The 24,261-nt window shown below is 64.3% G+C and carries 20 protein-coding genes and 1 tRNA gene; 9 read left to right on the plus strand and 12 right to left on the minus strand.

Features of this window, described 5'->3' with window-relative positions; translation table 11 throughout:
* Positions 1 to 3: 3 nt before the first annotated feature.
* On the minus strand, positions 4 to 651 hold the full coding sequence (locus tag BKG76_RS10675; protein WP_070939118.1) for a response regulator: 648 nt from the start codon (positions 649 to 651) through the stop codon (positions 4 to 6).
* Positions 652 to 823: 172 nt separating this feature from the next.
* Here BKG76_RS10675 and BKG76_RS10680 point away from each other — a divergent pair, with 172 nt between their 5' ends.
* Positions 824 to 1,138 carry a hypothetical protein gene (locus BKG76_RS10680; protein ID WP_070937627.1) on the plus strand — a complete coding sequence of 105 codons (315 nt, stop codon included), beginning with the start codon at positions 824 to 826 and terminating at the stop codon, positions 1,136 to 1,138.
* Positions 1,139 to 1,343: 205 nt separating this feature from the next.
* The gene (locus BKG76_RS10685; protein ID WP_070937628.1) at positions 1,344 to 2,564 is read left to right on the plus strand and encodes a MinD/ParA family ATP-binding protein; all 1,221 of its coding nucleotides are present in this window, start codon (positions 1,344 to 1,346) and stop codon (positions 2,562 to 2,564) included.
* Here the strand turns inward: BKG76_RS10685 and BKG76_RS10690 are convergent.
* Complete coding sequence (locus BKG76_RS10690; RefSeq protein ID WP_070937629.1) at positions 2,561 to 3,298, minus strand: SDR family oxidoreductase; 738 nt, start codon at positions 3,296 to 3,298, stop codon at positions 2,561 to 2,563. The genes BKG76_RS10685 and BKG76_RS10690 overlap by 4 nt on opposite strands.
* Positions 3,299 to 3,334: 36 nt before the next feature.
* Between BKG76_RS10690 and hrpA the strand changes: the two genes are divergently transcribed.
* From hrpA to BKG76_RS10710, 4 genes are all read left to right on the plus strand, one after another.
* The gene (gene hrpA / locus BKG76_RS10695) at positions 3,335 to 7,240 is read left to right on the plus strand and encodes an ATP-dependent RNA helicase HrpA (RefSeq protein WP_070937630.1); all 3,906 of its coding nucleotides are present in this window, start codon (positions 3,335 to 3,337) and stop codon (positions 7,238 to 7,240) included.
* A gap of 138 nt (positions 7,241 to 7,378) precedes the next feature.
* A complete protein-coding gene (cynR, locus tag BKG76_RS10700; RefSeq protein ID WP_070937631.1) occupies positions 7,379 to 8,263 on the plus strand; it encodes a transcriptional regulator CynR in 885 nt (294 codons plus the stop codon).
* A gap of 153 nt (positions 8,264 to 8,416) precedes the next feature.
* A complete protein-coding gene (gene cynS, locus BKG76_RS10705) occupies positions 8,417 to 8,887 on the plus strand; it encodes a cyanase (RefSeq protein WP_070937632.1) in 471 nt (156 codons plus the stop codon).
* A 38-nt stretch (positions 8,888 to 8,925) separates the two neighbouring features.
* Positions 8,926 to 9,423, plus strand: a complete 498-nt coding sequence (locus BKG76_RS10710; protein WP_070937633.1) for a nucleoside deaminase — start codon at positions 8,926 to 8,928, stop codon at positions 9,421 to 9,423.
* Positions 9,424 to 9,496: 73 nt separating this feature from the next.
* Here BKG76_RS10710 and BKG76_RS10715 read toward each other — a convergent pair whose 3' ends face one another.
* The 5 genes from BKG76_RS10715 to BKG76_RS10735 form a co-directional block, all read right to left on the minus strand.
* Positions 9,497 to 9,787, minus strand: coding sequence for a WXG100 family type VII secretion target (locus tag BKG76_RS10715; protein WP_070937634.1), 291 nt, complete (start codon positions 9,785 to 9,787; stop codon positions 9,497 to 9,499).
* A 24-nt stretch (positions 9,788 to 9,811) separates the two neighbouring features.
* The gene (locus tag BKG76_RS10720; protein ID WP_070937635.1) at positions 9,812 to 10,105 is read right to left on the minus strand and encodes a type VII secretion protein EsxS; all 294 of its coding nucleotides are present in this window, start codon (positions 10,103 to 10,105) and stop codon (positions 9,812 to 9,814) included.
* A 61-nt stretch (positions 10,106 to 10,166) separates the two neighbouring features.
* On the minus strand, positions 10,167 to 11,684 hold the full coding sequence (locus BKG76_RS10725; protein WP_070937636.1) for a PPE family protein: 1,518 nt from the start codon (positions 11,682 to 11,684) through the stop codon (positions 10,167 to 10,169).
* A 5-nt stretch (positions 11,685 to 11,689) separates the two neighbouring features.
* On the minus strand, positions 11,690 to 11,998 hold the full coding sequence (locus BKG76_RS10730; protein WP_070936996.1) for a PE family protein: 309 nt from the start codon (positions 11,996 to 11,998) through the stop codon (positions 11,690 to 11,692).
* A 425-nt stretch (positions 11,999 to 12,423) separates the two neighbouring features.
* Positions 12,424 to 13,011, minus strand: coding sequence for a TetR/AcrR family transcriptional regulator (locus BKG76_RS10735; protein WP_070939119.1), 588 nt, complete (start codon positions 13,009 to 13,011; stop codon positions 12,424 to 12,426).
* A gap of 168 nt (positions 13,012 to 13,179) precedes the next feature.
* Between BKG76_RS10735 and BKG76_RS10740 the strand changes: the two genes are divergently transcribed.
* The gene (locus tag BKG76_RS10740) at positions 13,180 to 14,673 is read left to right on the plus strand and encodes a flavin-containing monooxygenase (protein WP_070937637.1); all 1,494 of its coding nucleotides are present in this window, start codon (positions 13,180 to 13,182) and stop codon (positions 14,671 to 14,673) included.
* Positions 14,670 to 15,740, plus strand: a complete 1,071-nt coding sequence (locus tag BKG76_RS10745) for a DUF6670 family protein (protein WP_070937638.1) — start codon at positions 14,670 to 14,672, stop codon at positions 15,738 to 15,740. The genes BKG76_RS10740 and BKG76_RS10745 overlap by 4 nt, the downstream gene beginning before the upstream one ends.
* A 19-nt stretch (positions 15,741 to 15,759) precedes the next feature.
* Here the strand turns inward: BKG76_RS10745 and BKG76_RS10750 are convergent, their stop codons facing one another.
* From BKG76_RS10750 to BKG76_RS10770, 5 genes are all read right to left on the minus strand, one after another.
* Positions 15,760 to 16,197, minus strand: coding sequence for a DUF350 domain-containing protein (locus BKG76_RS10750; protein ID WP_070937639.1), 438 nt, complete (start codon positions 16,195 to 16,197; stop codon positions 15,760 to 15,762).
* Positions 16,198 to 16,231: 34 nt separating this feature from the next.
* Positions 16,232 to 17,398, minus strand: a complete 1,167-nt coding sequence (locus BKG76_RS10755) for a glutathionylspermidine synthase family protein (protein ID WP_070937640.1) — start codon at positions 17,396 to 17,398, stop codon at positions 16,232 to 16,234.
* A complete protein-coding gene (locus BKG76_RS10760; RefSeq protein ID WP_083338105.1) occupies positions 17,398 to 17,946 on the minus strand; it encodes a hypothetical protein in 549 nt (182 codons plus the stop codon). Before BKG76_RS10760 ends, BKG76_RS10755 begins: the two co-directional genes overlap by 1 nt.
* Positions 17,947 to 18,796: 850 nt before the next feature.
* On the minus strand, positions 18,797 to 22,045 hold the full coding sequence (locus BKG76_RS10765; protein WP_407937657.1) for a methyl-accepting chemotaxis protein: 3,249 nt from the start codon (positions 22,043 to 22,045) through the stop codon (positions 18,797 to 18,799).
* Positions 22,046 to 22,402: 357 nt separating this feature from the next.
* Positions 22,403 to 22,485, minus strand: a tRNA-Leu gene (locus BKG76_RS10770).
* 256 nt (positions 22,486 to 22,741) lie between these two features.
* On the opposite strand from BKG76_RS10770, the gene BKG76_RS10775 reads away from it, so the two are divergent.
* Positions 22,742 to 24,121 carry a DUF3662 and FHA domain-containing protein gene (locus BKG76_RS10775; protein WP_070937641.1) on the plus strand — a complete coding sequence of 460 codons (1,380 nt, stop codon included), beginning with the start codon at positions 22,742 to 22,744 and terminating at the stop codon, positions 24,119 to 24,121.
* Positions 24,122 to 24,261 lie beyond the last annotated feature (140 nt).

A 24,261-nucleotide genomic window follows, 5' to 3' on the forward strand; every position in this document is an offset into this window, starting at 1 on the left:
CCGCTATTCCAGCAATCCGCGCCGCATGGCCTCCGCCACCGCCGCCGCACGGTCGCCGACGCCGAGTTTCTCGTACAACCGCTGCACATGGGTCTTCACCGTGGACGGGGCCAGGAACAGCTCCTTGGCCATGGCCGGCACGGTCTGCCCGGCGGCGATCATCCTGAGCACCTCACGTTCGCGTGTGCTGAGCGACGGGCCCGCGGGTTGTGCACGCTTACGAATCTCGCCGGCCAGCCCTGCCGTCAGGCTGGCCGTCACCACATCACGGCCCCGCGCGCAGTCCAGCACCGCACTGACCAGCTCGGCACGAGTGGATTCCTTCGACAGGAATCCGGCGGCCCCCTCCTCCAACGCGTGATACACGATCGCCGCGTCATCGTGCGCTGAGAGCAGCAGCACCCGGGTGGGCAGTTCGTCGCGGCGTACGGCGGCCGCGACCTGGGTGCCGTCCAGCTCCGGCATGCGGTAGTCCACCAGCGCGACATCGGGCAGGTGCTCCCTGATCAGTTCCAGCGCTCGGGAACCGTTCTCGGCCTCCGCCACCACCGTGATCTGGCCGCTGCTGGTGAGCGCGCGCACCACGCCCTCACGAAAGAGCGGGTGGTCGTCACCGACGACCACCCGCACGAGCTCGCCGCTCACCTGCATGAACGCAAGCTTGGCACGCCAAATCGGCACATGTCCCCCAATTGGGGGACATCAGGATCATCCCCCTATCCGCCAGTCGCCCGACAGACTTTCCGGCCCGGCGGCCGCATCGTTGAAGCATCACCAAGAACCCGGTGAACCAACTTAAAGTCCCACTGGCACAGGAGAAATCATGAAGAAGTACATCATCGCCGGAACCGCCGCCGCCGCTCTCGCACTGGCACCTCTCGGCTTCGCCCTCGGTACCGCGGCCGCGCAGTCCGACGGCTCCAACGCCCAGCAGACCGTCAGGGAGTTGCAGTCCCAGGGTTACAACGTGATCGTCAGCAAGACCGGTTCCAAGGCCCTCAACCAGTGCACCGCCAGCAGCGTCCGTCCCGGGCAGACCACCGTGCGCTCCGACTACGGCCTGCCAAGCAACAAGCGTCCGGGTGTCTTCACCACCACCACAACCACCAAGACCATGTACGTCGACGTGACCTGCTGATTAGCAGGCGGTGGTGGCTGATATCAAGTGCGCACCAACCTCATCCCATTTGATGCCGATTCAGACACGGGTGGGTAACGGCCCTCGCCAACCGCGCAACGCCCATATGAGACTTCGTATGCGACGGGTCTCTTGCTGCCCGCGATGCAAGACGAAACTGTCGGAGCGCTGGGGCCAAACGGCTTCTGGTGGAGGAGGAGATTCCGTGAGTGCGCCCAACGATTCCTCGGCGGACGGCTCCGAGGACGAGATCCTCGACCGGACCGGTCCCATCATCCCCATCAGGCTGGGCGCACACGCCAAACGGCAACGCGCTGAAGCCGCCGCGCAACAACACCAACCGGAGCAGTCGCCTCAGCAAGACCACGTGCCGTCTCAACTGCCGCCCCGCGGACCCCTGTCCATCGTCAATGCGGTACCGCCCCATGACCCGCTTGTCGATCCCCTACCCGCCATGGGCGACGCGTTGGGGGCCCAGCTGCGTTCGGAGATCCTGCCTGCGCCCCGCCGGCCGGCGTCCGTGGGTTGGCGTAAGTGGGTGTACCGCGGCAGCTTTGGCGTCATCAATCCGGGCGAATCCCGGGAGGAGGCCGAGCTTCGCGAGCTCACGGCCGTGGTGCGCAGCCCCTGGCGGGGTATCCACTCACTGGCCGTGCTGGGCGGCAACGGTGGCGTCGGCAAGACGATGATGACCGCCGCGCTCGGGTCCGTGCTGTCCGAACTGCGCCGTAAGGACATGGTGCTGGCCACCGACGCCGATCCGGGCCAATCGGCCAATCTGGCCTCGTGGATCGACCCGTCGGCGTCGTCCACGTTCGCTGATGTGGTGGCGCAGAACGAGCCGGAACGCAACTTCGATCTGCGCTTCTTCGTCGGACAGAACTCCGAGACCGGCCTCGATGTCCTTGCCGCCAATTCACATTCGGTGCGTCGCCGCGGAGAACTCAACGCGGAGATCTACACCGAGGCGCACAACCGCTTGCAACGCCTCTACAGCCTGCTCATCACCGACACCGGGGTGGACTTCTGGCATCCGGTGATGCCGGGTGTGCTGCGATGCGCCAACGGTGTGGTGCTGGTGGCGGCCGCCACCCCGGTCGGCGCCGAGGGTGCGGTCCGCGCGATCGAATGGATGATTTCCGAGGGCTACGACTATCTGATCCCGCGAATGGTGGTGGTGATCAACCACGTTCGCGGGTATGACAACCGTGAAGACCGCAGGAATTCCGAACGTCTGGTGGCGGCGATGGTCGCCCGCTTCCACCGCTGGATCTCGCCCAACCACATCGTGGCCGTCCCGTACGACCCGCATATCGCGACGGCGGGCCCGCTGGATATCCAACAGCTGCAACCGGAGACCTGGCATGGACTGGTCACCGCGGCGGCCTCGGTCTCGGCCGGCCTGGCCAGCGCCTGGAGCGTCTAACGCAGCGCGTAGCCCCCATCGGTATACAGCGTCGAACCGGTCGTTCCGGTGTTCAGCAGCAAGTACACGGCGGCTTGAGCCACTTCATCTTCCGTGACGGGTCGGCTCAGGGTGGCCGCTGCGGCGATGTGCTCGAAAGCCTGCCGACGCACCTCGGGCGCCCGCTGGTTCCACAGGTGCCCATCGACCGTGCCGGGCGAGAGCGCGTTGACCCGGACGGGTGCGAGTTCATGCGCAAGCCCGCGAGCCAGGCCTTCGATGGCCGCGTTCGCGGCGACATAGGCCGGCGCGTTTCCGGCGGGCCGGACACTGGCCGCTCCCGACATCAACACCACTGAGGCATCGGCGGCAAGCTTCGGCAATGCCGACTTCACCACGCGGTACTGACCCCAAAACTTCGACTCGAACGGCGTGGCCGCCTCCTCGACGGACAGCTCCGCGATCGAACCGGTCACATAGGTCGCGGCGGTGGTGAACAGCCCATGGACCACCTCGATCTGGGCGAAGAACCCGTCGATGCTCGCCTGCCGCGACGTATCCACCGGATGCCAACGCGCCCTGTCCCCCAGCTCGTGCGCGGCCGCTTCCAGGGCTGTCGCGGTGCGGCCGCCCAGCACGACGTCGCCGCCCGCCGCGGTCACCACGCGCGCCACACTCAGACCGATGCCGGTACCCCCACCGATCAGGACGACGGTGCGATCGGTAAAGGCGGTTGCCGACAAGAACCCTGTCACGTGGGCGAAGCTACCCGACCGCCTATCCTTCCTGGAGTGTCCGAACTGTCCCGTCCCGAGCTGCGCGCGCGCCTCGACGGTGTGACCATTCGTGACGCATCCCGGCTCGGACGTCGCCTGAAGAATCAACGTGACACAAATCCCGATGCGCTGACAAAACTCGCCGAGCAGATCGCCGCGGCCGAGGCCCTCGTCGCGACACGGACCGCGGCGGTTCCGACGATCACGTATCCGGACCTGCCGGTCAGCGCGCACCGCGATGAACTCGCCCGGGCGATCTCCGCGCATCAGGTCGTGGTCGTCGCGGGCGCGACGGGTTCGGGAAAGACCACACAGCTGCCCAAGATCTGCCTGGAGCTGGGGCGCGGAATTCGCGGCACCATCGGCCACACCCAACCACGACGACTCGCGGCACGCACCGTCGCCGAACGCATCGCCGAAGAGCTCGGCACGCCGCTCGGCGAAACCGTCGGCTACACGGTCAGATTCACCGATCAGGCCAGCGACCGCACCCTCGTCAAGCTGATGACCGACGGCATCCTGCTGGCGGAGATCCAGCGGGACCGGCGGCTGCTGCGGTACGACACGCTCATCCTCGACGAGGCACATGAGCGCAGCCTCAACATCGACTTCCTACTCGGCTATCTGCGCGAGCTACTACCGCGACGGCCCGATCTGAAGGTCATCGTCACGTCGGCTACCATTGAGCCGCAGCGTTTTTCGGCGCATTTCGGCGATGCGCCCATCGTCGAGGTCTCGGGCCGAACCTACCCGGTTGAGATCCGGTATCGGCCACTGGAAATCCCCGTGTCCGGCGCTTCCGGCACACGTACCGACGACGAGCCGGACGACCCCGATCATGAGATTGTCCGTACCGAAATACGTGACCAGACCGAGGCCATCGCCGACGCGGTACGCGAGTTGGAAAGCGAGCCGCCCGGGGACGTGCTGGTGTTCCTGTCCGGTGAGCGTGAGATCCGCGATACCTCTGAAGCACTGAGGGACATTCTCCGCGCTGGTACCGAGGTGCTTCCGTTATATGCCCGGCTGCCAACTGCCGAGCAGCACAAGGTTTTCCAGCCGCATACCGGCAGACGCGTGGTATTGGCCACCAACGTCGCCGAGACGTCACTGACGGTGCCCGGCATCCGGTACGTCGTCGACCCCGGCACCGCGCGCATTTCCCGGTACAGCCGGCGCACCAAGGTGCAGCGCCTGCCCATCGAACCCATCTCCCAGGCATCGGCCGCTCAGCGGTCCGGCCGATCAGGGCGGACCGCACCCGGTATCTGCATCCGGCTGTACTCCGAGCAAGACTTCGAGGCCCGGCCCCGTTACACCGATCCGGAGATTCTGCGCACCAACCTTGCCGCCGTCATCCTGCACATGGCGGCGTTGCAGTTGGGCGATATCGAGAACTTCCCATTTCTGGATCCGCCCGACAAGCGCAGTGTGCGCGACGGTGTACAGCTGCTACAGGAGCTGGGCGCATTCGGCGCCGACGGCGCCATCACCGAGCTAGGGCGACGGCTGGCGCGGCTGCCGCTGGACCCGCGCATCGGACGGATGATCCTGCAGGCAGACGCCGAAGGGTGCGTCGGAGAGATCCTGGTGCTCGCCGCGGCCCTGTCGATTCCCGACCCACGGGAGCGCCCGGCAGACCGCGAGGAGGCCGCGCGCCAAAAGCATGCCCGGTTCGCCGATGACCATTCCGATTTCATTGCCTATCTGAATCTTTGGCGCTACATCCAGGACCAGCGCAGCCAGCTCTCCGGCAGTGCTTTTCGGCGCATGTGCCGTGAGGAGTTCCTGCACTACCTTCGTATCCGGGAGTGGCAGGACCTGGTGGGTCAACTGCGCAGCATCGCGCGCGACCTCGGTATCCGGGAGTCGGGGGAGAGCGCCGATCCTGGGCTCGTCCATGCCGCGCTCATCGCTGGTCTGCTCTCCCACATCGGATTACGCGAGGGCGATACCCGTGACTACTCCGGAGCGCGCAATACCAAGTTCGTCCTGGCCCCCGGTTCGGTGCTCACCAAGAAGCCACCGCGCTGGGTCGTCGTCGCCGATCTGGTGGAGACCAGTCGGCTGTTCGGCCGGATCGCCGCGCGCGTCGAGCCGCAATCGGTAGAACGTATCGCTGGAGATCTCGTGCAGCGCACGTATAGCGAGCCGCACTGGGACGCCGAGCGCGGAGCCGTCATGGCCTTCGAGCGAGTAACCCTCTACGGACTGCCGCTGGTGCCGCGCCGGCGGGTCGGTTACGCACAGGTCGACCCCGAGCTGGCACGCGAGTTGTTCATCCGGCATGCCCTCGTGGAGGGGGACTGGCAGAGCAAGCATCACTTTTTGCGTGACAATGCACGGCTGCTGCAGGAGCTGTCCGAGCTGGAGGACAAGGCCCGCCGGCGCGATCTGTTGGTGGGGGACGACGAGATCTACGCCCTCTACGCGGCGCGCATCCCGGAAGATGCGGTGTCGGCACGGCATTTTGACGCCTGGTGGCGCAAGCAGCGGCATCAGACACCGGAGCTGTTGACGTTCACCCGTGATGATCTGCTGCGCACCGAGGACGCTGCCGCGGATATGCCCGACACCTGGCGCTCGGGTGATGTCGCGCTCCCGGTGAGTTATCGATTCGAACCGGGCGCGGCTGACGACGGTGTGTCCGTGCACATTCCGGTGGAAGTTCTCGCCCGACTGGGTGGTGATGAATTCGCCTGGCATGTACCGGCTTTACGTGAAGAGCTGATTACCGCGCTGATCCGGTCACTGCCCAAGGACCTGCGCCGTAACTTCGTTCCCGCCCCCGACACGGCGCGTGCGGTGCTGGCGAACCTCCAGCCCGGAACCGAGCCGCTGGTGTATGCCCTGGGCCGAGAACTGCATCGAATCACCGGCATTCGCGTGCCCACCGATGCGTTCGACCTGGACAAGGTACCCCCGCACCTGCGCGTCACCTTCGTCGTCGAATCCTCCGATGGCGCGGAGGTGGCACGCGACAAAAACCTTGACGCGCTGCAGCAGCGGCTCGCGGGTTCCACCCGTCAGGCTGTGGCCGCCGCGGTGGCAGGGGAGTGGGAGCGTAGCGGTCTACGCGGCTGGCCCGAGGACATCGCCGAATTGCCCCGCACCGTAGAGCAAGTCAGCGGCGGGCACACCGTTCGCGGATACCCGGCTTTGGTCGACTCAGGCGCCACGGTCGATATCCACGTGTTCGCCACCGCCGCCGAGCAGCGGGCCGCCATGGCCGCCGGCACCCGGCGTCTACTGCGGTTGTCGATTCCCTCGCCCATGAAAACCGTGGAGCGGGGCCTCGATCCACGCTCCCGGCTGCTGCTCTCGTCAAATCCAGACGGCTCGCTGTCGGCGCTACTCGAGGACTGCGCCGATGCAGCCACCGATCTGCTGGCACCCGCACCGGTCTGGACCCACACGGAGTTTGCCGCACTACGGGACCGCGCCGCGCAGAGTCTGGCGGCGACCACTCTCGACATCGTGCGCCGCGCCGAGAAAGTGGTGGCCGCCTGGAGTGAGGTGCAGGTGTCGTTGCCCACCAAAGCGCCTGCGGCGCAGTCCGATGCCGTCGACGATATGCGCGATCAGCTCGACAGGCTGCTGGAGACAGGGTTCGTTGCGGTGACGGGGGCGGCACGGCTGACGGATCTGGCGCGTTACGTCACCGCCATCGGCAAGCGGCTGGAACGCCTGCCTCAGGGTGTCGAAGCCGACCGCGAACGGATGCAACGCGTCCACACCGTCGAGGACGCCTACGACGATCTATTGCGCGACCTGCCCGCCGGGCGGGCCGACGATCCCGATCTCCGCGATATCGCGTGGTTCATCGAGGAGTTACGGGTGAGCCTGTGGGCCCAACAGCTCGGTACCCCGCGGGCCGTCAGCGAGCAGCGAATCCTGAAGGCCATCAACGCCGCTCGCTGACCGCGCGGCTACTCGCCAGACCCGGCGACCACAGGGCCGCCAGGAAGTACCCACGACAGTCACGGATGCCCATAGTGTCCACGACATACTTTCCATCACTGCGATTGAGATTGTCTATGGCGGCTTATAGTGGTATCGATGGAGCTGCGCCATATTCGATACCTGCTCGCGGTGGCCGATCATGCGAATTTCACCCGCGCGGCCGAGTCTCTGCACATTTCCCAGCCGACGCTGTCCCAGCAGATCAAGCAGCTCGAACGCACGCTCGGGGTCATCTTGCTCGACCGCTCCGGACGCACGGTCCGGTTGACCGACGCCGGTGAGGCGTACGCACAGCACGCCCGCCTGGCCCTGCGCGACTTAGATGCCGGCGAACGTGCCGTCCACGACGTGCAGGACCTATCACGCGGGCATCTGCGCATCGCGATGACACCGACCTTTACCACGTATTTCATTGGCCCACTGGTGCATCGGTTTCGCACCGCTCACCCGGGCATCACGCTTACCGTGCGGGAGAGCACCCAGGAACGCATCGAAGCCGACCTGCTGGCCGATCGGCTGGATCTCGGCATCGCCTTCGCGGGTGCGCATCCCGTGGGCATCGATCACCGTGCACTGTTCACGGAGACGCTGCGACTGGTGGTCGGCTCGGATCACCCCTTGGCGGCACGACGCGGATCGCTACCCGTACGCCAGCTCTCTCGTGAGGCGCTGGGTCTGCTCAGCCCGGACTTCGCGACGCGACAGGACATCGACGCCTACTTCGCCGGCCTTGGGGTCGCGCCTCACATTGCCGTCGAGGCCAATTCGATCAGCGCGCTGCTGGAATTCGTCCGGCGCGGCTCCCTGGCCACGGTGCTTCCCGATGCGATCGCGCATGAGCACGCCGATCTGCACCTGGTACCGCTGTCACCGCCGCTGCCCACCCGAACCGTGGAGTTGTTACGCCGCAACACCGCCTATCACTCGGCGGCGGCGCGCGCGTTCGCGGAGGTCGTTCGTGTGGCCGCCCAAGAGCATTGAAGTTCAACCACTATTCACTGGACCAATCGTCGTTATTGAATACAAGTATTGGACTCTATAGCGCCAGGTAGCGCACTCTGGAATTGCCGACGGGCACCCGCGTCCACACCGGACTCGCCGCCTACGTCCCGTCCCCGAGAGGAATGACGCACCATGGTCCACGCGCAATTCGATCCCACCAGCCGCGAGGAATTGGCCATCGCAGCAGTTGAAGCCAAGATCGCCAAGGACCTCGGCTGGCAGCAGATCGCCGACGCCGCCGGATACTCGCCCGCCTTCGTCACCGCCGCCGTACTCGGTCAGCACCCCCTGCCGAAACAGGCCGCCGAAGCCGTCGCCGACCTCCTCGGCCTCGGCGGCGACGCGGCGGCCGCGTTGCAGACCATTCCCACCCGTGGCTCGATTCCCGGCGGGGTGCCCACCGATCCGACGATCTACCGTTTCTACGAGATGCTCCAGGTGTACGGCACCACCCTCAAGGCACTGATCCACGAGCAGTTCGGAGACGGAATCATCAGTGCCATCAACTTCAAGCTCGACGTGCAGAAGGTTCCCGATCCCGATGGCGGACACCGCGCGGTCATCACCCTGGATGGCAAGTACCTGCCGACCGTGCCGTTCTGATTGTGCCCCAATCTTCAATTACCCCAGAAGGAATCCCGATGGACTTCGCACAACGAACCATTGACCTCGCGCGCCGCAACGTCGACGAGGGTGGACGTCCGTTCGCCACCGTCATCGTGAAGGACGGCGCGATCCTCGCCGAAAGCCCGAACAAGGTTGCGCAGACCAATGACCCCACCGCACATGCGGAGATCCTGGCCATCCGGGACGCCTGCACCACGCTGGGCACCGAGCATCTGGCCGGGAGCACCATCTACATCCTGGCCCTACCGTGCCCCATGTGCCTGGGGGCGCTCTACTACTGCTCACCCGACGAAGTCATCTTCCTGACCACTCGGGACGCCTATGAACCGCACTATGTTGACGATCGAAAGTACTTCGAGCTCAACACCTTCTACGACGAATTCGCCAAGCCCTGGGACCAGCGGCGGCTACCCATGCGTCATGAATCCCGCGATGACGCCGTGGACGTCTACCGCTTATGGCAGGAACGCAACGGCGGCAACCGGCGCGTCGCCGGAGCACTCACCGCTTGAGGATCACTCAATACATAAGGGCCAGAGACCTTTAGGGTCTCTGGCCCTTATGTATTGAAACGCTAGTGATCGTTTATCCGCCCCACTTGGCTCCTTCGGCCATGTCGCGGGCGTTCATGGAGAGGGTGTTGGTTTCGTGGGTGGTGCCCATGGCGCGGTAGGCGCGGATGAGTTCTTCCATGGCGGTGTTCCACTGGGCCTGCCAGGCGGCTTGGCTCATGGAGGTATCACCGTGCCAGGCGGCCTGCAGGGAGGCCTGCTGGGCGGCCAGGTCGGCGCCCAGGGCGGTGAGCACACCGGAGTAGGTGTTCATCTCGCCGGCATGGGCCAGCATCGCGGGGTAGTTGAACGTGATCTGCGACATTGGGGTCTTTTCCTTTCGGTGGCGTTAGACGCCGACGTAGCGGCTGGCGGCGGCGGCATCTTCGGCGACGTAGGACGCGGCGGCATCACCGAGGTTGACCTGGGCGATATCGAGCAATGCGTTGACCTTGGCGGCGACCTCCACGAAACGAGCGTGCGCGGCCTGAAATGCCACCGAGGATTCCCCGACATGGAACGCCTGGGCCGACATCGCGGCCTGCTCGGCCTGCGAAATCGTCGAACGCATCAACGCGGTCTTAGCACCAAAAGTGCCCTCCGCAGCCACCAAAGCCGGAATATGCGCATCAAGCAAACTCATTTTTCCTCCTGAATCATGTTGTGCTGTCTGTTATTCGAATGGTCACAGAAGTGGCGGGCGGTCAGCTGCTGGACCCCCCATCGGCGGGTGCGTCGAGGTCTGTACCCCAGGTAGCGGGGAGCATGGGCATGGTGCGGATTCCATCCATCGCCTCCGTCGCGGATTCGCGTTCGACGAGCCCCGCCGGGCTGGTCGACGAGGCTCTGTTGGGAGCGGCTCCGACGAAACCGAGCTGATCCGCCCCGCGACCTGAGGCTCCGACACCGGCCGGTTGCCGTGCGGCCGCGCCCGAAAAATCCGGCTCCACTGTCGAATTCATGTCCATGAACTGCGGGGCGGGATCTTTGATCCGTGCGGCGCGCTTGCGGCGTGCCCGGGAACGGGCCGAAGCCGCGGCCGCGGCGGCGGCGGAGATTCCGGCTGCGGGAGCCTTGGCGCCGGCACCTTCATTCAGCGTCGGACCAAACCGAGCAGCCGGCGGATCCTCCTGCACGGCGTAGACCATGTACGCCGGTGTTGCGGTGGCAGGAACCGCTGGCGACGACGCCGGACTGCTGGGAACCGTTGGAGCCGAAGAAGAACCTCCCGGCATCGACGGTGTCGACGGGACATGAGCGAGCTGCAGATCTTGTTGCGGATTTCTGCGCTCGATTCGCGCCGGTTCGCGACCGGGCTCATCGTCGTGGGCGGGCTCCTCTACTGCGGCGGGCGGAACCAGGGCTGACAGCGCCAGCCCCAGCACGATCGGCAGCCAGGCGGGCGCCGAAAGCAAGACGCCCCAGAAGGTGAACCCGAACGGGATGAAGAACGCCTCGTAGGCGATGAAGAACAGCAACGGGAACCACGCGAAGAACGCGGCGACCGGGTTCTTCATGAAGTCTTGGATCATGTCCTGCAGCGTGCCGAGCGGATTGGTCATGAACCGCATGAGCTGATCGATGATGTTGTTGCTGCTGTCCAGCGCGGTACCGGATTCCAAGGCTTGCGGCTGCGCAGCCATCGAGGTCATATCCGCCGACATCCGAGACATCTCGCCGCCGGGGGCCATGATCATCGGTGACGGTTGCGTCGGCGTGGTCGCGGCCAGCGCCATGCCCGAGACACCCTCATACACGCTCATCGTGGTGGCCGCTTGCACCCACATCCGGACATAGTCGGCCTCGTTCAATGCGATCGGAATCGTATTGATACCAAGGAAGTTGGTGGCCAGCAGCACACCGTGGATCATGTGGTTGGCGGCCAGTTCGGCCAGGGTCGGCATGGCGGCCAATGCCGCGGTGTAGCCGGCTGCGGCCGTCTCCTGCAGAGTCGCGTTGGTGGCGCTTGTGGCGCTCTGCTGGGTCAGCCACGCCAGATACGGCGCATGACTGGCGACGTACTGGGCGGCGCTGGGCCCCTGCCAAGAGCCTGCGGCGGTACTCCCCAGCAGCTCTGTTAATTCCGTTGCAGCCGTCGCATATTGGGCAGATAACGCTTGCCATTGTGCGGCAGCGGCCAGTAGTGCGCCCGGCCCGGGCCCGGCGCTGAGCAGCGCCGAGTGCACCTCGGGGGGCGAAGCCATCCAAATCGGAGCCGACACCGGCGCTAGCCCCGCGCGATCATGTAGGTGGCCGCGGCCTGCATATCCCCGGTGGTGTAGCTGGCCGCGGACTCCGAAACACCCAGCCCGGCCCGGCCCAGTTCCTCGACGGCCTGGGCGGCCACACCGGTGTGTTCGATACCGCGGGCACTGAAACCGGCCGCGGTCTCCAACGAGACCGGGTCAGCAGCCGGCGGCACCACGGCCCCGATCACCGGGGCGGCCGCGGCATGCGCGGCAGCCAGACGCGCGGTCAGCGCCTCCACGGCCGCACTGGTGGCGGTCAGACCTTCTGGAACGACGTTGAGATTCATCGTGGGTACTCCCTTCCCTGAGCAGCATGTTCACTAGCGAGCGAATGCACGGTCCGTGGCCAACCGGGGGGGCGCCGACACAGAGATGCGCCCCATCAGACCTACAGCGGGAAGTAGCTGCGATGGCCATTGGTGACCATCCGACCTCGCGAATCTGCGACCGCATGAAGGCAAGTTAGCATCACCTAATACGGCTGTCGATAGTTCGCCGTGAATTACTCCATAGCCGATGACCTGTTCTAAGTTGTGAATGTCAGGTTGCTAGACACATGGCCGCAGCACGCAGTCCGGAAACGAAGAGGGCGTGACCTGCGCGTTGTTGCACCCAGCTTCAGGGAAGTCCGCACTGTGTGCCATTGATGAGAGACCCGCCCTGCCGAATATGGATGTGGCACAGGTCACCAGCAACACAGAGATTCAAGCGGTCAGAGTTCGTCGACGCTGCGGTCCGACAATGCGGTGAGGACCCTACGGGCGCGTCCTGCCATCTCATCCGCCGAACGTTCAGGGTGGTGCCGCCACCATTCGACCAACGCCGAAACCATGTTCTCCCAGACCAGGGTCGCCGCCGAGAGGTCATCGTCACCGCTGAGGCCCACGGCCCCAAGCGTTCTCGTCACCGCCGCGGCAGACTGCTCTCGCAGGATGGTCCGCTGTCGCCGGGCGGCGTCCCGTGCCCGCCCGATAGGCACTGTCCTGTCATAGAGAACCGGCCAGTCGCTGCGTCGATTCTCAAGGGTGGTGAAGATTGCCGTGAGCACCGCCGCGGCGACCTCGGCACGCGTCAACGATCCCGATAAAGCCTCGCCAATCGCGGTGGCCAGGCGCTCCCCGGCACGTTCGACACACGCCACGTAGAGGTCCTCTTTGGACCCGAAGTAGGCCAGCACGAGGGCCTTGGACACCTCGGCGCGCGCGGCAACTCCGTTCATGCTTGACGCCGCGAAAGTCGATTCCCCGAACTCATCGGCGGCGGCGGTCAAAATCCATTGCTCCCGTTCCTGACGAGGCATTCCCTTGCTGCCGGTCCGGAGGGGTTGCACACGTATGACGGTAGCGGAGCCCACCGGCGGACAATCGCTCGTGCACTCGGTGCTGGCATTTTTCACTCGCCCGGGGATTGACCGCACGGTCACTTCAGCATATATTACCGAGCGGTCAATTCGTAGAGAGGTGGCTCCATGACTTCCGTGGCGATCATCGGCGCAGGTTTTTCAGGGATGGCAGCCGCCGTCCAACTCATCGCGGCCGGACACGATGTCACCATCTACGAGCGGTCGCACGACGTCGGCGGTGTCTGGCGTGAGAACACCTATCCGGGCGCGGCGTGCGACGTGCCCTCGGCGTACTACTGCTTCTCCTTTGACCCCAACCCCCGCTGGTCACGCAGGTACGCCCCACAACCGGAGATCCTTGACTACTTGCGCGCGGCTGCCGACAAGTACGGTGTGCGCCAACGTATTCGCTTCCACACCTCGGTCGTCGCCGCATCCTTCGATACCGGCACCAACCGGTGGTGTCTCGAGACCTCCCAGGGTGACCAGTTTTGGGCCGATGTCCTGGTACCTGCCGTCGGGCAGCTGTCGCAGCCCGCAGTCCCCGCTATCCCTGGGCGCGATTGCTTCGCCGGGCCATCGTTCCACTCCGCGCAATGGGACGGCAGTGTGTCCCTGTTCGGCAAGCGCGTCGCAGTTATCGGTACCGGCGCCAGCTCCATCCAGCTGGTGCCCGAAATCGCTCCAATCGTCGAATCGGTCACCGTCTTTCAGCGTTCAGCGCCGCACATCATGCCGCGCCCCGACTCACGGCTTACGCGGCTGCATCACCTACTGGCCTCCCGGCTGCCCGCAACCTTGCGTGCACAACGTCTTACCTGGTTGGTACTCACCGAGGGCTTCACCGGGGTGCTGCACTATTCGCCACTGCTGTCCCGTGCCATCACTGGTCTCTCCCGTGGATTCATGCGATACCAAACGCGTGGTGACGCGGAACTTTTCGAGAAGGTCTGGCCCGACTACCCGCTGGGGTGCAAGCGTGTGCTCTTCTCCAATACGTACCTACCGGCCCTGCGGCGCGAAAACGCCACTCTCGTCACGGATTCCATCGCCGAGATCACCCCCAACGGGGTGCTGTCCGACACCGGAGAACATCACGACGCGGATGTCATCCTCTACGGAACAGGCTTCGCCGCGGGTGGTTTTCTCGATCATGTGACCATCACCGGACTCGACGGCGCGACGTTGCGGGAACACTGGAGTCAGGGGGCGCGGGCCTATCTCGGCATGGCGGTGCCCGGCTTTCCCAACATGTTCCTCATGTACGGACCGAACACCAACCTGGGATCTGGTTCGATTGTGGCGATGCTCGAATGCCAGGCCGCATACATCCGCCAGGCCGTCAACGCCGTCAGTCGCGGTACCGCGATCGACGTCGACCCCAGCACCGAGAAGGTGTACGACGGGGGGCTGCAGGCCCGACTCACCGCCGGCGTGTGGTCACGCTGCGACAGTTGGTACGTGGGTCCCGACGGGCGCGTGACGACCAACTGGCCGGGCCTGGTGCGCGAATACCGGCGCCGCACCAAAGAATTCTCGATCTCTGACTACCGCGTCCTACTGCCCGAACCCACCGGGCCGGCTCGACACGCTGCGATGACCGACGGAGGAACCCGATGACCGGCCAAAACATCTCCCGCGCCCTGTCACGTCTCATCGTGGACAGACTCTTACCCCGGATCGATCGTCGTCTCGAAGCCTCACGACAGCCTTTCACCAACCCGGGCATCCTGCGGCCGCATGCCGACGACGGCCCTTGGGCGGCGACGCACTACGGCGTCTTCCTTCCCGACCTGGATTCACCACACCGGTATCTGAACACCATGACCCTGATCGGGGCGACCGGCGCCGAGTTGTTCGACAACGACTACCTGACCGCGGCGGACGCCCGGCACACCGCCACGGTTCTTTCCTCGACCGCGGCCGGCGATCACCACCATTACCGCGCCTACGATTCGGCTCACGACTGCCACTTCGCCAAGGACGGCAGTGTCTTGCGTTGGGGAGATGACCTGCAGATCCAGGTCGAGTATCCGCACGTCACCGTTCGCGGTCGGTACCAACACTTTTCAGCCGATATCGAGCTGACCGTCACCGATCAGGTGTCCTACTTCGTCAAGACTCCGGTCTACGACCACCTGAGCCTGCTCGCCGAGTACACGGGTGTGATCGCCGACGCCGCGGGCGCCATGGCGATCAGCGGTCTGGGCACCTTCGAGTACGCACGGCTCCTCAGTCATCAGTCCCTCACCCGGCGGCCGCTACCGAACCCAGTGAAGCTGCCGATCGACTTCTTCACCTACCAGATCATCGATCTCGGCAACGGAGCCCAGGTACTGCTCACCGACGTTCGCGCGCGTGGCGCGGTAGCCTGCCGGCTGGCGCATGTGCGGGTCCTCGGCAAGTCCACCGAGGTGTACACCGACGTCCGGATGGATGTCGGTGAGTACCACGACAATCCGTTGGTCGACGAGGAGGGTCGCTCCATGCGCATCCCGCATCGTCTCAGTTGGACAGTCCGCGACGATCACGGCCACCTTGTGCTTGCGGTGGACGGGCTCGTCGACTCCACCCTCCGCTATGGGCACGGCCGCGGCTACGTGGGTGCCTACAGCTACACCGGTGAATACCAAGGGAATCCCGTGGGCGGTTCGGCCTACATGGAGTGGGTAGACACAAGGCGCTAGGTCTCGTGCCGCGCCCTGGCTACAGGATCGCCGTGGCGATGACCAGCCCGACCGCGACGTAGGCCGCGGCCACGACGAGTGTTGTCGGCGCGAACTTCCGCTGTGCCAGCAGCTCCCCGACATCGATACCCAGCACCCACTCGATCAGCCTCATGCAGATCGTCTGGGCCGCAATGCCGATCAGACCGAATACCAGGGTACGTAACAAGCCTTCGGCAATGTTCCCCGAAGCGGTGTAGATGGCCAGCACAATCACGAACGCCTGCGACAAAAGCCCTGCGGCGGAAATGACCGCGGCATTGGGCAGACCCACCCGGACCATCTGACGCAGCGGGCCCGGAGTGGTCCAGTCCAGCACAAAGAACCCAATGGTCATCAGCACGAAACCCACTGCCGCGTAAAGCCAAATGGCCGCCGCGCCGTGAGCGATGATCGACCAGTATCCCGCTGCATTCATTGCAGTCATCCCATCTCTCTGTGCTTGATATCGCTTATTGAGGTGGTATCCGGTGCGGAACGAATGCCGCTCCGTCGTCGGTGATCAGCCCGGCCGTCTCTCTGATCCCCAGGCCTGCCGATTCGTCGCCGACAATCCACGCGCCGAGAACGGGTCTCATCTCATCGAACTGTGGCAGCGGGTCGAGCAGCTGGTAGACGTAGCCCTCTTCGCCGTAAACACCGCCGGTAGCCGTCTCGTATCCCGCACCCACCACCGTGATGTTGGCACCTTCACGACCGAGCTTCGGCTTGCGGACGTACTCGGTCAACTCATGCGGGCTGTCGAGATAGGCCGGTAACAGATTCGGGTGGCCGGGGTACATCTCCCACAGAACCGCCAGAATCGCCTTGTTGCTCAGCAGCGACTTCCACAGCGGTTCGATCCAGAGAGTCTCGGGCAGCAGATCCACGGCATGGCGGCCGAAGTCGTCGTCGAGCATCCACTCCCACGGATAGAGCTTGAAGATCGATTCGATCGGTGCCTCTTCCAGATCGACGAGGCGGTTGAGGTCGCGGTCCCAGCCGATCTCCTCGATGGGTAGGCCAACGGTGTTGAGCCCGGCTTCGGCCGCGCACTCCTGCAAATAGGCCAGGGTCACATGATCTTCGCCGGTCTGATCCGCCGACGACCAGGTGAAATGTGTTTCCGTGCCGGGGAGTTGGCCGCCGATCTGCTTCCAGCGAGCCACCAGCTGTTCATGCAGGGAGTTCCATTGATCATCCTCGGGAAACACCTCTGTCTTCCAATACCATTGCAAGATAGACGCTTCCAACAACGAGGTGGGGGTATCGGCGTTGTACTCCAGCAGAACCGGAGGCCGCTGTCCGTCGTATCGGAGATCAAAGCGCCCGTATAGATGCGGATCGTTTCTGCGCCAGGATTTTTCGACGTGTTCCCACGCCCATTCGGGCAGACCGAAATCGCGGTAGCGGCCCAGCAGAACCACCTGCTCGACGGCTTCCAGGCACATGGAGTGCAGTACCTCCACGGTGGCTTCGAGGGAAAGCACCTCGTCCATATCGAAGACGTAATGAACCGACTCGTCCCAGTACGGGCGATCGCTACCGTCGGCCAACCGTGCCGGTGTGCCGTAACACATTCCTTGGGAAGCAACGGTCTGCTCCCAGCCGGGGCGGGGCCTCGCATGTTCGCGGCGCATCAGCTCCCCGAACTTCCCGAGCTGCTGGACCCAAAGCCGCCGCGCGATACCGATGGGGATCGTGAAACACTGCCCGAGCCATCGGATTTGGAGATTCGGGTGCCCGAGCTGGTCTTGGCGGTGGTACCTCTCGGGAGCTCCAAACTCCCGCCGGTGGCGGTCGTGCCGATGCCACGGTTGTGCCCACCGTAGTAGTACTGGTACGCCGACCCCGCATAGATGAACATGCCGCCCGACGACGCGGTGCCGCGCTCGCAGTACTCCTCGGGGGCTACGACGTTGGAGCCCTGTTGTACGCAGGTGGCCTCGACATCGTCATCACGGTCAATCACGGCGTAGCCCACCGCCACCACCGCCGCGATGCCGGCCACGACCGCGGACCCCATCAGGACGTTCTTGCGGGTCCGGCGGCGTTCCTCGGCCTTCTCCGCCTGCACCTCGGCCAGCCTCTGCTCGGCTTCACGAGCCCGGCGCGCCTTATCCCTGGCTCGCGCCTCAGCGACCGTAGGCGGTCGCGGCTTCGTGACACCGGGCTCCTGCCACCGCACAGCACCCCGGCCCGGCTGCGGCTCATGCTGGCCTGCGTCGTCATCGCCTACGGATGGATCGGGCATGTCTTCCCCCTTATTGCCCGAATCATAGAAAACCCACCGCTGCCGACCGTACAGCGGTAGCCGAACCGACACCCGGGCGTGAGGCAACCGCCGGAGTCGGGCGTTGCGAAGACGGGGCGGCCGTCAGCGCGGTGCTTCAGCTGACCGTCTGGCGCAGGCGTGCCGTCAAAATCTCCAGGAACCCCTGTCCTGACTAAAAGCCGGTGCTATTGCAAAACGTCTCCGGCTAAAAGCTCCAGGCACCCGCGGGCGACAACACAAACCCGTGCTCACCATCGACTCGATTAATACAGGCGAGCAATTTATCCGCACCGGCTGCACAGGTCACGTTCCCGTATGAAACCTTTTGCCCAGGTGCCAGAATATTCCCGGCCGGGTGAGCACCAATGCATTTCTGTTTAGTGTGAGTGATTCCGTACGCGCCGCCGGCCCGAGATATGTTTCCATAATCGCACTCGCCCTGTTCACTGCCGTATACGGGAATGCCCTCCAGTCCTGGCATAGGGCCGTCACAACTCAATCCGCGATCTTCTTCAGAACCTTGTTCGCGCGCTCCGAATCTGCAGTTCAACCCTTCTGCGGTTGAAAAGCTGACTGTCTTTCCTCCACGGGGCCATACTTTGATGTAGTTGGCTGCGGGAGTCTCGGTGAAGGTATTGAGGTCTGGGAACCCGGAAGGCTCGGCCGTTGCCGTGGCGGATGCAACTAGTGCCGCGGCGGTAGCGGTACCAAGGCCAATCAATAGTCGGGATAACGATTTCATTCTCATGCGTCGTTCTTTCTCTTATTGCTTGGGCGCGGCAGCAGACGCCGGGGCAGGGGGTTGTGTAACGGTAAATATGGTGGTGTAGGTACGGGGGTCGTACAGGATTTCACCTTTTTCGTTATACATGTGTTGGGGGTCCCAGAATTGGCTGACTCTCATCGTGAGCGTGTGAACACCGGTCGAGGGGTTGAAGGCATCTTTAAGAATTGTCGGACCATAGACACCATCAACGCCCCCGGCACCAGCACTCCCCGGTACAAGTGCTACTCCAGTTTTTCCCACTAGCCCTTGGGGCGTGGAGGCCGCAACGGCCTCGATAGGTCCCCCATCTGTTGATCCAACGAAGAGGTATCCGCCGCCTTCAAGCGGGACCAGCTGACTTTCCCGGTTGCCTTGGAGAATATCTCCGAGGTAGTGCATGGTGCCTGTCGTCCAGCTGTTGGGATTTTGAGGATCGATAGGGTCTGATTGGAATAGTTGTCGGGTGTACCCATGACCGTCACCAGGGTTGCCCGCGAGGAACATGGTGTTACTGGCCGGGTCGTACACACCGCTAGTCTGGGCTACCGGCGAGTTCCCAATGATTTTCTTGGGATTAGCGAGATCGACGATGGCTGAGTTGGGGGTCACGTAGTCAAGATTCGTCGACCCATCGGGGTTCTTATACATCGGTGTGCTGTAGAAAGCGTATTGCTTGCCATTCGGTCCGGTGGCCAATCCAGTGGGTAGTGGTCTAGCACCATCCAATCCCATATCGGCCTTGGGGAACTGCAGAGGGTTCTTGTTGCCATCCAGTGTCGGATAGAACGGTTTCACCGTCGGATCGCCGGCAGCATTGCGCCCGGTATTTGGAAGACTCGATTCCAAATCGTCACCTACATGTTCAATTGTGGGTGCACTCGCCGGCCCGTTGATCGTCGGGTCCGGCGGCGGAGGCGGGGGCTCAGAAGGAGCGGGTGCGTCCCCGCCAGGTACGTCTTGGGGCACAGGGCCGCTCATCAGTTCGACGGGTTGTGCGTCGGCGGCAGCGTTGGTGACGCTGTCCGCCGGACCTGACATGGCCTCAGCGGTGCCGCTGGTATCCGGCATGCCGGAGGCACCCAAGCTAGATGCGGTGTTGACGAGCCCGGAGGCTTGGGAGACGCCGCTGGCGACCTGACCGGTCAGATCAGAAACTTGTCCGGCGGTCTTGGTCAGTTGCTCCACCTGCTGAGCCTGGGGTTTAAGTTGCGGGTTGGCGTCGGCCGCCAGCTGCGCACCCTGGCCAGCCTCATTGAGCCAGGTCGAGGCGATCGAGGTGCCCGAGTTCACCGCGTCGGCGGTATCGCTGACACCTCCGGAGATGCCCTGCACCAACGCAACCGCGTCCATGGGGTTGACTGCCCCGGACTGTGCGCTGGAAGCGATCGACGCCCCGGCCTGGGCCGCTGACCCGAAATTCTGCGCCGCCGATCCTGCGGACTGGCCCAAATTCACGCTGTCAGAGACGGTGTTGGTGATATCGCCGGGCAGCGACTGACCCATCTGCGCACCATCTTGGGTCAGCGCCTGTGTATCGGGGCCTTGAGCCTGCTGCTGGCCTTGTTCGGGCTGGTCTTGTTCGCCTTGCTTACGGCGCCGTGTGGAGGCGGCACCCAACAACAGTGCGGTCAGATCGTTGTCACCGGACTGCTTATCGCGATCCTGCTGATCGTCCTTCTTCTTGTCCTTGCTCGGCGCCTTGGGCAGCTTCTGATTGCCGTTCTGCTTCTGCTGCCCCTTCTGCTGTTGCAGCTGCTTAGTCATGTCGTTGATGCGTTGACGATCCTGCGTCGACTGCTGCTGCTGGTTCTGCAGCTGCTTGGTCAGGTCATCGATCTTCTGCTGATCGGACTGTTGCGGTGGCTGCTGACCTTGGTCTTGATTGGCTGGCGGCTGTTGAGGCGTCTGCTGCTGCGGAGCACCCTGATTGGCTTGCCCGCCTTGCGATCCCGTATTCGTGCCCGGATTGGCTTGCCCACCATTGTAATCCGGGTTCGGGGCACCGGGCCCTTGCGTGTAGGGGGTCGCGGATTGGTAATCCGGTATTTGGCTGCCGTGTTGGGGTGTCTGCGAGCCCTGCAGCGACTGCTGTGCGCTTTGACCACTGGTGCTTTGACTCACCGAGGGCGCTTGGGTGTTGTAGATCGAGATTCCCGAATTTTGATCTAGCGGGGCTTGGTTGGAGCCGTAGTTACCGCCCTGGTAGTCCGGCATCTGGTTGGGCATCTGCGGCGGCTGAAACTGGGAGGCATCCGGGCCGTAGGAGTTGGAGCCGTTGGAGCCGCCGCCGCAATCGGGTGGGCATTGGGCGTGCGCCTGCGGCACCGTCGCTGGGGTGAACCAGCCCAAACCAAGTCCACCGGCCGAAAACATCAGCACCGCAACGACACCGGCGACAGCGGCTGTCTTTTCAGACGCCGCAGTGGCCCAGGTGTACAGCCCTTCTAGGCCTTTCCACCAGCCCAGGTTTGCCCCCACACCCCACAACAACAGTGCCGCGATCGCTCCGGCCGCGGCAACGGTGTTAGTACCGATGACGGTGGGAGCGAGTTTCGGGGTCAGCCACACCGTCATCGCCACCAGCGCCAGTCCACCGGCGGCCAGCGCCGCGACCAGCACTGGATGCGACTCAGCACCTGCTCCATCGTCGGTTGGATTGCGGTGCGCGGCAGTGTTTTCGGTTCTGATGAGCCCAGCATCGGCAAGAACTTGCCCGGTCAAACCGGCCAGATACTTACCGCCGGTGAACAGTGCCGCCCCCGCCAGCACTGCGACCAGCATTTGGCCGACGCCCATCGTCAGCGACCACCCCGGCTCACCGGAAATCGACTGCCACCATTGGGCGTATCCGCCGCGCAGCGCGCACCACAAGCCCACCGCGCCAAAGACGACCCCGAGCGCCGCGACCGTTGCTTGCACAGCTTCGGAGAATCGCTCCTGAGCGGCCTCGGATACCGCATCAATAACCGGTTTGATGCCCCAGGTGGCCAACTTGACTCCGCCGCCGAGTGCGGTCAGCCAGGCCAGCAACACCGCGACCCACACGATCCAGTCCCCGGCACTATCCCCACCGCGGTATAGGTGATGCAAACCAGCCACCCCGACCATCACCAGGGCGAGACCCGTAGCGAATGCCGCGAGATGCCGACCTCCGGCCACTCCGGAGGATTGCAGGGTTTCGGAATCACCGCCAGAAAACTTCTTGGGTACTGCACCCGGAGTGTCCCCACCACGGCTTTCTGCCATATTCGTCAGGCGTTCTGTCGGTAGTTCATACCCTGCCACAATCATCTCCATCACGTGAAGGCAAAGACTCTAGAGATAACGGTACAGACTGTTACCGACAGTCGTCCACCCATGGAGCAAACTTTAGCGATCTACGCCCTCCGTGATTCGGTGACGTAGACACCGCCGCTATCGGACCCCTCCTAGAAACCGGGCGCTCGCCTCACTGGCGAACCAACGGTCAGCTGTAGGAACCGCCCGGGTGACGGCGGCGCACCACAGAGCACCTCTCCACGTGCCTTGAGAATGAGAAAGGGTCAGGAACCCTGTTCGAGTTCCTGACCCTTTGTCGTTGGGCTTCCCAGCCCACTTAACTTGTGGGCGAAGGGGGACTTGAACCCCCACGTCCCGAAGGACACTGGCACCTGAAGCCAGCGCGTCTGCCATTCCGCCACTCGCCCCAACGACCGCGGCAGCTTATCACGATCAGAACCCCATCTCCGAACCGCGGACGGCCGGCGAAAGCTCCTCAACACACTGTAACCGTCATAAAACTCATGCATAGAAGGCCTCTTGGTGCCAAGCCGATGTCGTCTCGTAATAGAGGAGTGGGTGCCGACGATCATCAAACCGATACCATCTACTCGAGATCCGCTCGCGGCGGTGCACTGTGTCATGCGCGCAGTACCTCCCGCGCGATCGCCGAAAGGAGGAGGCATGGGAATTGTCCAGCGCTTTGAGCGCAAGCTTGAAGACGTGGTCGGCGATGCCTTCGCCCGCGTGTTCGGCGGCAGCATCGTCCCGCAGGAAGTGCAGGCATCGCTGCGCCGCGAGGCCGCTGATGGAGTCAGGTCCGCGGGCCAGGGGCGACTTTTGGCTCCCAACGAGTTCTTTGTCCTCCTCAGCACCGCAGATCACGAGAAGGCGGCCGACGACCGCGAGCTCGACCCAGACACGTTCGCCGAACTCCTGCGCGAATATATTCGCGATCAGGGGTGGCAAACGTATGGTGAAGTTGTTGTCCGATTCGAACAATCACCGAACTTGCACACCGGTCAGTTTCGTACGCGCGGTGTGGTCAATCCCGATAGCAAGCGGGACCGTACGCACGGCGCCGTGACGACTGCCCCTCCGACCCCGGATCCACAACCAGGAGCATCCATGACTGACAACCCAGGTCCCCAGCAGGGACGTCCCGGCGAAGAGTACGGCCGGGAGGACGACCGGTACGGACGTCCCGATCAGGACCCACGCGGCCAGCAGCCGCAGGGTGGCCAGGGATACCCCCCACGCCAGGGTGGCTATGAAGGTGGCGGCTACGGGCAGGGTCAGCAGTATGGCCAGGACTACGGCCGGCCGCCGGCCGGTTACGACCAGGGCGGCTACCAGCAGCGTCCCCCGCAGCAGGGTGGCTACGACCAAGGTGGCTACGGCGGCGCTCCGCAAGGCGGCGGCGAGTACGGCCGTCCCCCCGCACCTCCGCAGCAGGGCGGCGGCTACGGTGCCCCGCCACAGGGCGGATACGGCGAGCCTCCGCGCCCCAACTACGGCGAGTACGAGCAGGGCGGTGGGTACGGTTCCTCGCCGCAGGGCGGTGGATACGGCGGCCAGCAGGGTCCCCCCGCGGGCCAGGATTACAACCGTCCCCCGGCCTACCCGCAGCAGGGCGGATACGGTGCCCCGCCGCAGCAGGGTGGCTATGGATCACCGCAGGGTGGTTACGGCGAGCCTGAGTACGGCGAGTACGAGCAGGGCGGTTACCAGAGCAGCCCCGACTATGGCGCCCCCACCGGTGGCCCGGGCGGCGGTCGCACCACGGTCACCTTGCAGCTGGACGACGGCAGCGGCCGCACCTACCAGCTGCGTGAGGGCACCAACGTGATCGGCCGTGGCCAGGACGCTCAGTTCCGGCTGCCGGACACCGGCGTTTCGCGCCGTCACCTCGAGGTGCGCTTCGACGGACACGCCGCGCTGCTGTCGGATCTGAACTCGACCAACGGCACCACCGTCAACAACGCGCCGGTCACCGAGTGGCAGTTGGCCGACGGCGACATCATCCGGCTGGGACACTCGGAGATCATCGTTCGGGTCCAGTAGAGAACAGAGGAACACCGACCGAATCAGCAACACCCCGTTCGACACAGGCTGCACGTATCGGGCCCCGGCCGGTAGGCCGGACAAGTATCGTTTGCCCTGCCGAATATGTCCGGTCTTGCCGGACACCCTCGCCGAGGCGC

The sequence above is a fragment of the Mycobacteroides franklinii genome, assembly GCF_001853795.1.
In the GTDB taxonomy this organism is placed as follows: domain Bacteria; phylum Actinomycetota; class Actinomycetes; order Mycobacteriales; family Mycobacteriaceae; genus Mycobacterium; species Mycobacterium franklinii.

What these genes read in the sequence shown, in the direction of transcription:
- BKG76_RS10745 (WP_070937638.1), top strand. Translation starts at nt 14,670, where the DNA reads ATGACCGGCCAAAACATCTCCCGCGCCCTGTCACGTCTCATCGTGGAC.
- BKG76_RS10750 (WP_070937639.1), bottom strand. Translation starts at nt 16,197, where the DNA reads ATGAATGCAGCGGGATACTGGTCGATCATCGCTCACGGCGCGGCGGCC.
- BKG76_RS10675 (WP_070939118.1), bottom strand. Translation starts at nt 651, where the DNA reads ATGCAGGTGAGCGGCGAGCTCGTGCGGGTGGTCGTCGGTGACGACCAC.
- BKG76_RS10680 (WP_070937627.1), top strand. Translation starts at nt 824, where the DNA reads ATGAAGAAGTACATCATCGCCGGAACCGCCGCCGCCGCTCTCGCACTG.
- cynS (WP_070937632.1), top strand. Translation starts at nt 8,417, where the DNA reads ATGGTCCACGCGCAATTCGATCCCACCAGCCGCGAGGAATTGGCCATC.
- BKG76_RS10720 (WP_070937635.1), bottom strand. Translation starts at nt 10,105, where the DNA reads ATGAGTTTGCTTGATGCGCATATTCCGGCTTTGGTGGCTGCGGAGGGC.
- BKG76_RS10740 (WP_070937637.1), top strand. Translation starts at nt 13,180, where the DNA reads ATGACTTCCGTGGCGATCATCGGCGCAGGTTTTTCAGGGATGGCAGCC.
- BKG76_RS10710 (WP_070937633.1), top strand. Translation starts at nt 8,926, where the DNA reads ATGGACTTCGCACAACGAACCATTGACCTCGCGCGCCGCAACGTCGAC.
- BKG76_RS10775 (WP_070937641.1), top strand. Translation starts at nt 22,742, where the DNA reads ATGGGAATTGTCCAGCGCTTTGAGCGCAAGCTTGAAGACGTGGTCGGC.
- BKG76_RS10730 (WP_070936996.1), bottom strand. Translation starts at nt 11,998, where the DNA reads ATGAATCTCAACGTCGTTCCAGAAGGTCTGACCGCCACCAGTGCGGCC.
- BKG76_RS10765 (WP_407937657.1), bottom strand. Translation starts at nt 22,045, where the DNA reads ATGGCAGAAAGCCGTGGTGGGGACACTCCGGGTGCAGTACCCAAGAAG.
- BKG76_RS10735 (WP_070939119.1), bottom strand. Translation starts at nt 13,011, where the DNA reads ATGCCTCGTCAGGAACGGGAGCAATGGATTTTGACCGCCGCCGCCGAT.
- cynR (WP_070937631.1), top strand. Translation starts at nt 7,379, where the DNA reads ATGGAGCTGCGCCATATTCGATACCTGCTCGCGGTGGCCGATCATGCG.
- BKG76_RS10715 (WP_070937634.1), bottom strand. Translation starts at nt 9,787, where the DNA reads ATGTCGCAGATCACGTTCAACTACCCCGCGATGCTGGCCCATGCCGGC.
- BKG76_RS10755 (WP_070937640.1), bottom strand. Translation starts at nt 17,398, where the DNA reads ATGCGCCGCGAACATGCGAGGCCCCGCCCCGGCTGGGAGCAGACCGTT.